The organism is Streptomyces sp. NPDC004126, from assembly GCF_050275515.1.
In the GTDB taxonomy this organism is placed as follows: Bacteria; Actinomycetota; Actinomycetes; order Streptomycetales; family Streptomycetaceae; genus Streptomyces.
The window spans coordinates 40,155-50,264 of the sequence record NZ_JBNNPF010000051.1; the positions used below are offsets into that span (position 1 = coordinate 40,155).

Below are 10,110 nucleotides of genomic sequence, written 5' to 3' on the forward strand. Positions count from 1 at the left end.
CCGTTCTTGCCGTCGTGGCCGGGCCTGCCGTCCTTGCCGGGGTCGCCCTTGTCGCCCTTGGGGCCGCCGGCGGGGCCCGGCTCGCCCTGGGGGCCGGGCTTTCCGTCCTTGCCGGGGCGGCCGTCCTTGCCGTTCTTGCCGTCGTGGCCGGGCCTGCCGTCCTTGCCGGGGTCGCCCTTGTCGCCCTTGGGGCCGCCGGCGGGGCCCGGCTCGCCCTGGGGGCCCGGCTTTCCGTCCTTGCCGGTCTTGCCCGTCTTGCCGGTGGCGCCGGTCTTGCCTTCCGGGCCGCGCTCGCCCGGGTCGCCCTTGTCGCCCTTCTCCCCGGGTTCGCCCTTCTCGCCCCTGAGGCCCGGGAGGCCCGGCTTGCCGTGGTGGCCGGGCTTGCCGTCGTGGCCGTCGTGGCCCGGGCGGCCGTCGTCGCCCTTCGGGCCCGTCACCGGGGTGGCCACGGCGAACAGGGCCGGGGCGTCGGTGCCGTTGGACCACTCGCCGCCGTCCAGCGTCGTGCCCTGGGGGGCCTTCGGGTCCACCTTCAGGGTCACCGCCAGCCGCGTCTGGGTGTCGGCCGGGAAGGCGAAGCCGGCGCGGGTGCCCGCGTCGCAGGTCAGCAGGCGTGCGTCCGCCGAGCGGGTGCACGAGCCGGCCGCGCGTTGGCCGTTCCAGTAGAAGCGGGCCTCCGGGAAGGTGGTCCGCTCCGGGGCGGTGATCCGGAAGGAGCTGCTGCGTGCCGGGTCCTGGCCGTTCACGGCCGCGATGACGACGCGGCCCGTCTTGCCGGGGGCGATGGAGGGGACGTACGGCTGGAAGAACCGGATCTGGGACGCGTCGGCCAGGGCCGGTACGGCCGGCAGCACCAGGCAGGACGCGGTGACGGCCGCGACGACGAGGGCCGAGGAGACGGAGCGGGTAGCACGCAAGGGGAGTTCCTCCGCGAAGGGAAGGGCGCTGGGGGAAAGCACCCCCAGTTATGCGGGATCACGCGGAGGAGTGGCGCGTACCACGCGGGCGCGTCACTCGCCCGCCGGAACAATACGGATAAATCGGGATGTTGCTACTGAGAGGGTCAGCGCGAGCAGGGCCGCGGCGGCCGGAAGGGCGTAGGCCGCGGTGGAACCCAGGCGGTCGACGGCCTGGCCCGCGCCGGCGGATCCGGCGGCGATGCCCGCCATGATCGCGGTGACGGCGAGGCTCATGCCCTCGTTGAGGCGGCCGGACGGAGTGGCCCGCTGCACCAGGGCCATCGCGCCCACCATCACCGGCGCCGTGGCCGTCCCGGCCAGCAGCAGGGCCCCCGCCAGCAGTGCGAGGGAGCCGGTGGCGGCGGCCGCCCACGGCAGGGCCATCGCCGCGGCCAGCGCCAGCAGACAGGTGCGCAGGCTCCGCGGGCGGCGGGTGCCGTAGAACAGCCCGGCGGCGCAGGAGCCCGCCGCCTGGAGCGCCAGGACCGGGCCCGAGGTGCCGCCGAGGCCCAGGCCGGCGAGGTGGGCGATGGAGGCCACCTCCATGGAGCCGAACACCGCCCCGGTGGCCAGGAGCAGGCCCAGCAGCGGGAGCAGGGCGCGCAGCGGCGACGGGCCCAGGGCCGCGGCCGGCGCCCCGGTCGCGGGGGGTTCGGTGGCCCGGTGCGCGGTGAACACCAGCATGCCCGTCAGCAGCAGGGCCGCCCCGGCGAGGGTGCCCGCCTCCGGGAAGGCGGCGGTGCACAGGAAGGCCGCGAGGACCGGGCCGAGCATGAAGCACAGCTCGTCCGCGGCCTGTTCGAAGGACATCGCGGTGTGGTGCTCGGAGCGGGGCAGCAGGTGGGTCCAGCGGGCCCGGGACATGCCGCCGATGTTGGGGGTCGTCGCGGTGGCCGCGTACGAGGCGAACAGGGTCCACGCGGGGGCCTGCGTACGCACGCACAGGACCAGGGAGAGCGAGCCGAGGACGGCGATCACGGTGGCCGGTACGGCGACGCGGGCCTGCCCGTGGCGGTCGACCAGCCGGGCCGTCCAGGGCGCGACGAGGGCGGTGGCGGCCAGTCCGGTGGCGGTGACCGCGCCGGCCAGGGCGTACGAGCCGCGCTGCCCGGCGATCATCATCACCGCGCTGACCGCGAACATGCCCATCGGCAGCCGGGCCAGCAGGTTCCCGGCGGTGAACCCGCGCGTGCCGGGACGGGCGAAGAGCCGGGCGTACGGGCCGCGGGTACGGGCCGACGCCGACGCCGACGCGGGGGAGGCGGCGGCCGGCGCGGGTGCAGGCGCGGGAGCCTGCGGTGCGGACGGTGCGGACGGTGCGGGCGGTGCGGGCGGTGCGGGCGGTGCGGACGTCGGCGCGGCCAGGACCAGGGTGCTGCCGGTCACGGCCATCAGCGGGGATTCATGCGGCATGCACCGAGCCTGCGGCCCGCCCCCGCCGGCGGTCCAACACCTGTTCCGGGGCCATTCACGCGCTCACGTTGTTAATCTCCGGGGATGACCGCCCGTGACGTCGACCCCCGCCTGCTGCGCGGCTTCCTCGCCGTCGCCGAGGAACTGCACTTCTCCCGCGCCGCCGCCCGCCTCTACGTCGCCCAGCAGGCCCTCAGCCGCGACGTCCGCCGCCTCGAACAGGCCCTCGGCACACTCCTGTTCCTGCGCACCACCCGCGCCGTCGAACTCACCCCCGACGGCGAGCGCCTCCTGCCCCACGCCCGCGACGTGCTCCGCGCCCACGCGGAACTCGCCGCCGCCTTCGCCGGACCGCCCCGCGCCCTCCTCGTCGACATGAACACCGACGGCCCCAGCACCGGCCGCCGCGTCCTCGAACGCGCCCGCGAACTCGCCCCCGGCTGCGAACTGATGGCCCGCTTCGAGAGCGGCCTCACCCACGCCGCCGGCGAGATCGCCGCCGGACGGCTCGACGTCTCCTTCGGGTACGCCGCCGGCCTCGAACCCGCCCTGCGCGCCCGGCTCGACCACCGCCCCGTACGCCACGAACCCCTCGCCGTCCTGCTCCCCGAGGACCACCCGCTGGCCGCCCTGGACCGCGTACCGCTCGCCGCGCTCGCCGGCGAGAGCGTCTACGCGGGAGCCGGCAACCCCCGCACCCTGGAGTGGACCGGGCTGGCCCGCGAACTCTTCACCGGACGCGGCATCGCCGTCGCCCCGCCCGCCCCCGTGGCCATGGGCAAGGAGGAGTTCGTACGGGTCATGGCCAAGACCCGCACCCCCGTCCTGGTGGCCGTCGGCTTCCTCGACATGCCCGGCAGCGTCAAACGCCCCCTCGTCGACCCCGCACCGCTCTCCCCGCTGTCCATGGTCTGGCGCAAGGGCTTCGACCACCCCGGCCTCGACGCCCTCCACCGCGCGGTGACCGAACTCCAGAACACCGGCGGCTGGCTGGAAGTCCCCCCGGACAGCTGGCTCCCCGCAGCGCTCACACCCGGCCCGGACGACGGGTGAGTGCAAGGTTTCCCACCGGTCATCCGGCGGGGACCAGGGCCGAAACGCGCCGTTCCTAGCCTCCTCACCACGGAGCACGACAGCTGTGGAGGGTGGAGGCGTGTGATGACCGCAACGACGACCGCACCGCGCAGGGGAGGCCGCTGGATCGAGCGGTGGGACCCCGAGGACGAGACCTTCTGGACGGAGACCGGGGAGCGGATCGCCCGCCGCAACCTCCTCTACTCCGTCCTCTCCGAACACATCGGCTTCTCGATCTGGTCGCTGTGGTCCGTGATGGTCCTCTTCATGGGCCCCCAGTACGGCATCGACCCGGCCGGCAAGTTCTTCCTCATCGGCACCGCCACCTTCGTCGGCGCCCTCGTCCGCGTCCCCTACACCTTCGCCGTCGCCCGCTTCGGCGGCCGCAACTGGACCGTCGTCAGCGCCCTGCTCCTCCTCGCGCCGACGATCGCCGCCCTCGTCGTCATGGAACCCGGCACCTCCTACGGCACCTTCCTGGCCGTGGCCGCGCTCACCGGCGTCGGCGGCGGCAACTTCGCCTCCTCCATGACGAACATCAACGCCTTCTTCCCGCTCCGCAAGAAGGGCTGGGCCCTCGGCCTCAACGCCGGCGGCGGCAACATCGGCGTCCCCGTCGTCCAGCTCGTCGCCCTGCTGGTCATCGGCACCGCCGGAGCCGGACACCCCCGGCTGCTGCTGTGGACCTACCTGCCCCTGATCGTGCTCGCCGCCGCACTGGCCCTCGTACGCATGGACAACCTCGCGCCGGTCCGCAACGACGGCGGGGCCGTCCGCGAAGCCGCCCGGGACGCCCACACCTGGATCATGGCCTTCCTCTACATCGGGACCTTCGGCTCCTTCATCGGCTACAGCTTCGCCTTCGGACTCGTCCTCCAGACCCAGTTCGGCCGCACCCCGCTCCAGGCCGCCTCCCTCACCTTCATCGGCCCCCTCCTCGGCTCCCTCGTCCGGCCCGTCGGCGGGGCACTCGCCGACCGCTTCGGCGGGGCCCGGATCACCCTGGCCACCTTCGTGGCGATGGCCGCCGCCACCGGAGTCGTCCTGCTGGCCTCCGTACGCGCATCCCTGCCGGTGTTCCTCGTCGGCTTCACGGCGCTCTTCGCCCTCAGCGGCCTCGGCAACGGCTCCACCTACAAGATGATCCCCGGCATCTTCGCCGCCAAGGCCCTCGCCCGGGGCCTCGACGGCGAAGCGGCCGCCGCCCACGGAAGGCGGCTCTCCGGCGCCTCCATGGGACTCATCGGAGCCGTCGGCGCGCTCGGCGGCCTCGCCATCAACCTCGTGTTCCGCTCGGCCTTCCTCGAATCCGGCTCCGGAACGGCCGCCTTCACCACCTTCCTCGGCTTCTACGCGGTGTGCTGCGCGGTCACCTGGGCGGTATACCTTCGCCGGCCCGTCACCGCGCCGGCCCCCGCCGCCGACGGACAGGGCGAGAGGAAGCCCCAGCTCACCTCGGTGTGAGGTACGGCCGACGCGCCCGCGGGCCGGTTAACTGGCCCGAAATGCGGTGGAACCGAGCCTGACACGACCCGTTGGCAGGCTCGGAACATCCCCGACGCAAACCTTCTGGGCAAGGCAGGCAACCACGATGGACGACGCTACGCACGGCCCCCTGGCCGGATTCACCGTCGGAGTCACCGCCGCCCGCCGGGCGGACGAACTGATCGCCCTGCTGCGCAGGCGCGGAGCCGCCGTCATCCACGCCCCCGCCCTGCGGATCGTGCCGCTCGCCGACGACAGCGAGCTGATGGCCGCCACCAAGGAACTCGTCGACAGCCCGCCCGACGCCGTCGTCGCCACCACCGCCATCGGATTCCGCGGCTGGATCGAAGCCGCCGACGGCTGGGGCATCGGCGAACAGCTGCTGGAACGGCTGCGCACCACCGAACTGCTCGCCCGCGGCCCCAAGGTCAAGGGCGCCGTACGGGCCGCCGGACTGGTGGAAGCCTGGTCCCCGCAGTCGGAATCACTGGCCGAGGTACTGGACCGGCTGCTGGCGGGCGGCGTCGCCGGACGGCGCATCGCCCTCCAGCTGCACGGCGAACCCCTCCCCGGGTTCGTGGAGGCCCTCCGCGACGGCGGCGCCGAAGTGGTGCCCGTACCGGTCTACCGGTGGATGCCGCCCGAGGACCTCGCCCCCCTGGACCGGCTGCTCGACGCGATCGCCGTCGGGGCCGTGGACGCCGTCAGCTTCACCTCCGCGCCCGCCGCCGCCTCCCTGCTGTCCCGCGCCGACGGACGGGGCCTGCGCGAAGCCGTCCTGGAGGCGCTGCGCGGGCCCGTCGCAGCGGCCTGCGTGGGGCCCGTCACCGCACTGCCGCTCCAGGCCGAAGGGGTGCCGACCGTCCAGCCGGAGCGCTTCCGGCTCGGACCGCTGGTGCAGGTGCTGTGCCGCGAACTCCCCGGCCGGGCAAGGGTCCTGCCCGTCGCCGGACACCGCCTGGAGATCCGGGGGCACGCCGTGCTCGTCGACGACGGGCTGCGCCCCGTCCCGCCCGCCGGGATGGCCCTGCTGGCCGCGCTCGCCCGCCGCCCGGGCTGGGTGGTGTCCCGGGCCGAGCTGCTGCGGGCGCTGCCGGGGACGGGCACCGACGAACACGCCGTCGAGACGGCGATGGCCCGGCTGCGGGCGGCCCTGGGGGCGCCCCGGCTGATCCAGACGGTCGTCAAGCGCGGGTACCGGCTCTCGCTGGACGCGGGGGAGGGCGAGGGCTGGAACGCGGCGGCCGTCCGCTAGCGTGCCGACATGATCATCAACGGGGTGGAGATGAAGGGCCTGGCCGTCGAGCACGCCGCCGGACTGGCCGACGTACTGGCGCGCAACCGGGCCGCGATGAAGCCGTACGAGCCCTCGCGGACCGAGAGGTTCTACACCGAGGCCGGGCAGCTGGAACGCATCGAGGGGATGCTCGGGGAGCGCGACGGGGGCCGGCTCGTACCGTACGTGTTCGTCGAGGCGGGCGGGGACGCGGTGATCGGGGCGATGAACCTCGGCAGCATCGCGCACGGACCCCTGTGCAGCGGAGGCGTCGGCTACTGGATCGACCGGGCCTGGCACGGCAAGGGCCTGGCCACCGCCGGGCTGGCGGAGGTCGTCCGGGCCGCCCGCGAGGACCTCGGCCTCCACCGGGTCGAGGCCCAGACGATGGTGGACAACTACGCCTCCATGCGGGTCCTGGCCAAGAACGGCTTCACCGAGATCGGCCTCGCACCCCAGTACCTCCACATCGACGGGGCCTGGCGCGACCACCGCCTCTTCCAGCGCGTGCTGCACGACGAGACTCCGGGAGCCTGACCGCGCGGGGGCTTCCGCTTCGCGGCCTTCGGCGGCACTCTGGGGGCGTCCAGTCCCACGGCGACGAGGCGGTGACGGGCGTGTGGTTCGACTCCGGGCGGGTCTGTCTGGACCTGCTGGCGACGGATGGCGTCGAAGGGGCCGGTTCCGGATGCCGGGAGGGGATCCGGGACGGTGACGCGCTGCGGCTGTGGCTCGTCGGTGCCGGCCTGGTCCCCGACCGGACCCCCCTCGGCCGGCTCGGGCCCGACTGGGTGGAGGCCTTCCGCGCGCTGCGCCGCGACGTGGGCACCCTCGTACGGGCCGAACTCGCCGGCACCGGCCCGGAGGAGGAAGCCCTGGCCCGGGTCAACGCGGCCGCCGCCGGACCGCCCCCGGGCGTGTGCGCGGTACGGGACCAGGAGGGCCACCTCGTCCGGGAACTCTGCGGCGGGGTGGAGTGCGCCGGGATGCTGGCCACGGTGGCCCGGGACGCGGTGGAGCTCCTCACCGACCCCGGCGAACTGGCCCTGATCCGGACCTGCGAGGGCGACGGCTGCGCCCGCCTCTACCTGGACACCTCCCGCGGCCACCGCCGCCGCTGGTGCTCCAGCGAACTGTGCGGCAACAGAGAACGCGTGGCCCGCCACCGGAGGCGGGTCCGGGAGGTAGCGGGGACGTAGGGGGGGCGGGTTGGGGGCGGGATCCCCTCGGGCGGTGGTGGGGGAGGGTTTGGGGGTTTCCCGTCAGTCCCATCGTCCTTCCGTGTCGGGCCGCCCTGTCAAGGGCGCTCCCTCCGGTCGCGTCGCTTCGCGATGTCGCTGCGCTCCACCCTTGACAGGGCGTCCCGCCCCGGAATGCCGAAAGACTGCCGGGAAACCCCCAAAAGGAACGGTCACAGGGGGAAGCGAGAGAGAAGCGGGCCTGTCGGAGATGAGGCGAGGGGCCGGGCGCCGGCACACCGGGCATACGGGTCTCCACGCCTGCGATTCCGGGCCGGGGAGGCGGGCTACCCGCACGAGAGGCCGAACAGAGCAGCTCAGGGGGCAGGCGGGCGCGTCAGATCGCTACGCGCTCCTCATTCCTCAGCGTCCGACGGCCGTCTGGGGCTGATACCCGCACCAAAGGTCGATCAGAGCAGCGTGGGAATCCCACGGGCGCGACAGATCGCTACGCGCTCCTCTGATCTCGGCGGCCGGCGGCCGTCTGGGGCTGACATTCCGTCCATCGCCCACGAAGGCGAGTCTGCGACGGTCAGGACTGTGGATCTTCCACGTGGTCGTTCTTCCCGTGTCCGGGCCACACTGAACAGTGTTCCGCCAGCTGGCGGGCGCGAAGCTCGCGCGCCGTGACGTCGTCGGCATTTTCCAAGCCACTGAGGTCTTGACCCCATGCCTTCATCGCTTCCAGGACGGGCTCTCGGTAGTAGTTGTCCGGGCTGTTGGCCAGCAGATTCCGTGCGTGTCCGATCAGTTCGCCGCGGTACCTGCTGAGGTCCGGGTGTTCTGCGAGGGGGATGGCGGCGAGGAGAGCAGCGTCGCGTACGGCCGCGCTGTCGTGATCGAGAAGGGGTCGGACCGCGGAGAAGATCGCCGGGCGCGCCTCTCGGAACGCGCGCAGCTCCGGGTACGCGTCAAGGAACACTTTGCCTCGGTGGCGTTCACCCCTGGCGACGCGCTCGTCGTCGGCGTCGTAGGCGGTATCACTGAGCCCTTGCAGCAGTCTTACTAGGGTTGAGCGGTGCGGTGGCTTATCAGCGTCGGGGACGGCTTCGCCTGCCGTGATGGCCGGGTGACCGAGGATGGCCGCCATGTAGAGCGCTACAGGCACGGTTGCCTCGTAGACAGTGTTCTGGTCATTCACTGCCCTGAAAGCGTCATCGACAGCGGTCACTCTGACTACCGGGTCGGGGTCGAGAATGCGCGTCAGCACGGTGGGCAGGGCTTCGCCAGTCCCGTACACGGTGGCGATCGACGCCCAGGCCGTACCGTGCAGAAGGGCCTGGTGGTGCGGTAGCTCGTCGAGCTGACGATTCTCGGTCCAGCCGGGGCTGTTGGTCACAGGCGGAGGTTATAGGCCATCGGGTTGGAGGTGCGCACAACTGGAGAACGCCCTCCGTCACTGGACGTGCCGCTCCACAGAAGCTGAGTCGGAACCGAAAGTCATGGGGGAAGCCACCAGGCTGCTGGGGCAAGGTTGAGTACGGATCAGGAGGCTCGTGTCATGGCGGCACATCCCACGTACTTCGAGGGCCGGGACGGCCATGAGCCCCACTCGGTTCCCCCCGATGCCCGAGCGCACACCTTGGAGGCGCGACTGCACGGCCTCGAAGCCCGTGCTGCGCGGTGCGAAAACCCTGGTGGGTCGGCCCGGCTCCTGGCCGAGTACAGCAGGCTGCGCCGGTCCGCGTTGGCGGTGGAACCAGGTCAGTGACGCATCCGGCCCCTAGGCTTCGGGGCGTGAACGACACGACACATGGCATACGGATCCGAACCGGCAGCCTGGCGGACGCGCCGGCCGTGCTCGACATGCTCGACGGGGCCGTCGCGTGGATGAACTCCCGGGGGAACACCGAGCAGTGGGGCACCACCCCGTACTCGCAGAAGCCCGGCGGGGTGGAGCGGGTCGAGCGGTACCTGACCGAGAACACGCCGTGGGTCGCCGAGCTGGACGGTGTCCCCGTCGGGGCCATGGTGCTGGACTCCGGTCCCAGTCCCCAGATGCCGATCAAACCGGCCGAGGAGCCCGAAGTGTACGTCCGGCTGCTCGTCTCCGACCGGGAGCGGCTGGGATCGGGCATCGGGGCGGCCCTGCTGGCGCACGCCGCCGACGAGACGCGGCGGGCCGGTCTGGAGCTCCTGCGGGTGGACTGCTGGGCGGGTGGCGGGGGAGAGCTGGTCTCCTTCTACGAGCGCAACGGCTTCACCCCGACCGAAGCCTTCCTGTCCGGCGACTGGCCGGGCCAGGTCCTGGCCCGCCGTCTGGTCTGATCACGTAGACCCACCCACCCACCCGCCCACCCACCCATCCACCCATCCGGCCAACACCAGCCCCAGAGGGCTCCCTGGGCTGCTCTTTTCGGCCTCTGGTGCCGGTATCAGCCCCAGACGGTCGCCGGACGCTGAGACGGGAGGAGCGCGTAGCGATCTGACGCGCCCGCCCGCTCCCTGGGCTGCTCTGGTCGGCCTCTCGTGCGGGTAGTCGCGCACCCGGCCCGGATCGCAGACGTGAGGGCCCGTATGCGTGGCGTGCCGGCGCCCGGCCCCTCGCCTCGTCTCCGACGGAACCGCTCCTGCCTCCTCTCCCCTGTGACCGTTCCTTTTGGGGGTTTCCCGGCAGTCTTTCGGCATTCCGGGGCGGGACGGCCTGTCAAGGGTCGCCGAAGGC

The 10,110-nt window shown here is 73.0% G+C and carries 8 protein-coding genes and 1 pseudogene; 6 read left to right on the forward strand and 3 right to left on the reverse strand.

All coding sequences use genetic code 11. The annotated features are described in order from the left end of the window. Both ACQKM2_RS33385 and ACQKM2_RS33390 read right to left on the reverse strand, forming a co-directional pair. A pseudogene (locus ACQKM2_RS33385) lies at nucleotides 1-917 on the reverse strand (hypothetical protein); the annotation flags it as partial. Nucleotides 918-1,010: 93 nt separating this feature from the next. Next, nucleotides 1,011-2,372 (reverse strand): MFS transporter, encoded by a 1,362-nt coding sequence (locus tag ACQKM2_RS33390; RefSeq protein ID WP_427716490.1) that lies wholly within the window; start codon nucleotides 2,370-2,372, stop codon nucleotides 1,011-1,013. An 84-nt stretch (nucleotides 2,373-2,456) separates the two neighbouring features. Here ACQKM2_RS33390 and ACQKM2_RS33395 point away from each other — a divergent pair, with 84 nt between their 5' ends. The 5 genes from ACQKM2_RS33395 (at nucleotide 2,457) to ACQKM2_RS33415 (ending at nucleotide 7,406) form a co-directional block, all read left to right on the forward strand. Then, on the forward strand, nucleotides 2,457-3,425 hold the full coding sequence (locus ACQKM2_RS33395; RefSeq protein WP_427716491.1) for a LysR family transcriptional regulator: 969 nt from the start codon (nucleotides 2,457-2,459) through the stop codon (nucleotides 3,423-3,425). A 105-nt stretch (nucleotides 3,426-3,530) separates the two neighbouring features. Further along, nucleotides 3,531-4,910: a nitrate/nitrite transporter gene (locus ACQKM2_RS33400; protein WP_427716494.1), complete on the forward strand. Its 1,380-nt coding sequence runs from the start codon at nucleotides 3,531-3,533 to the stop codon at nucleotides 4,908-4,910. Nucleotides 4,911-5,037: 127 nt separating this feature from the next. Next, nucleotides 5,038-6,186, forward strand: a complete 1,149-nt coding sequence (locus ACQKM2_RS33405) for a uroporphyrinogen-III synthase (RefSeq protein WP_427716497.1) — start codon at nucleotides 5,038-5,040, stop codon at nucleotides 6,184-6,186. A 9-nt stretch (nucleotides 6,187-6,195) separates the two neighbouring features. After that, entirely contained in the window at nucleotides 6,196-6,744 is a 549-nt protein-coding gene (locus ACQKM2_RS33410) for a GNAT family N-acetyltransferase (protein ID WP_427716499.1), read from the forward strand. Between the two features lie 71 nt (nucleotides 6,745-6,815). Beyond that, nucleotides 6,816-7,406, forward strand: a complete 591-nt coding sequence (locus tag ACQKM2_RS33415) for a CGNR zinc finger domain-containing protein (protein ID WP_427716501.1) — start codon at nucleotides 6,816-6,818, stop codon at nucleotides 7,404-7,406. A gap of 571 nt (nucleotides 7,407-7,977) precedes the next feature. On the opposite strand, the gene ACQKM2_RS33420 is transcribed toward ACQKM2_RS33415, so the two are convergent. Beyond that, nucleotides 7,978-8,784 (reverse strand): hypothetical protein, encoded by an 807-nt coding sequence (locus tag ACQKM2_RS33420; RefSeq protein WP_427716503.1) that lies wholly within the window; start codon nucleotides 8,782-8,784, stop codon nucleotides 7,978-7,980. 398 nt (nucleotides 8,785-9,182) lie between these two features. On the opposite strand from ACQKM2_RS33420, the gene ACQKM2_RS33425 reads away from it, so the two are divergent. Beyond that, a complete protein-coding gene (locus ACQKM2_RS33425) occupies nucleotides 9,183-9,713 on the forward strand; it encodes a GNAT family N-acetyltransferase (protein WP_427716505.1) in 531 nt (176 codons plus the stop codon). The last annotated feature ends 397 nt before the right edge of the window (nucleotides 9,714-10,110 follow it).

Coding starts and splice junctions, on each gene's coding strand:
- ACQKM2_RS33390 (WP_427716490.1), bottom strand. CDS start 2,372: ATGCCGCATGAATCCCCGCTGATGGCCGTGACCGGCAGCACCCTGGTC.
- ACQKM2_RS33395 (WP_427716491.1), top strand. CDS start 2,457: ATGACCGCCCGTGACGTCGACCCCCGCCTGCTGCGCGGCTTCCTCGCC.
- ACQKM2_RS33400 (WP_427716494.1), top strand. CDS start 3,531: ATGACCGCAACGACGACCGCACCGCGCAGGGGAGGCCGCTGGATCGAG.
- ACQKM2_RS33405 (WP_427716497.1), top strand. CDS start 5,038: ATGGACGACGCTACGCACGGCCCCCTGGCCGGATTCACCGTCGGAGTC.
- ACQKM2_RS33410 (WP_427716499.1), top strand. CDS start 6,196: ATGATCATCAACGGGGTGGAGATGAAGGGCCTGGCCGTCGAGCACGCC.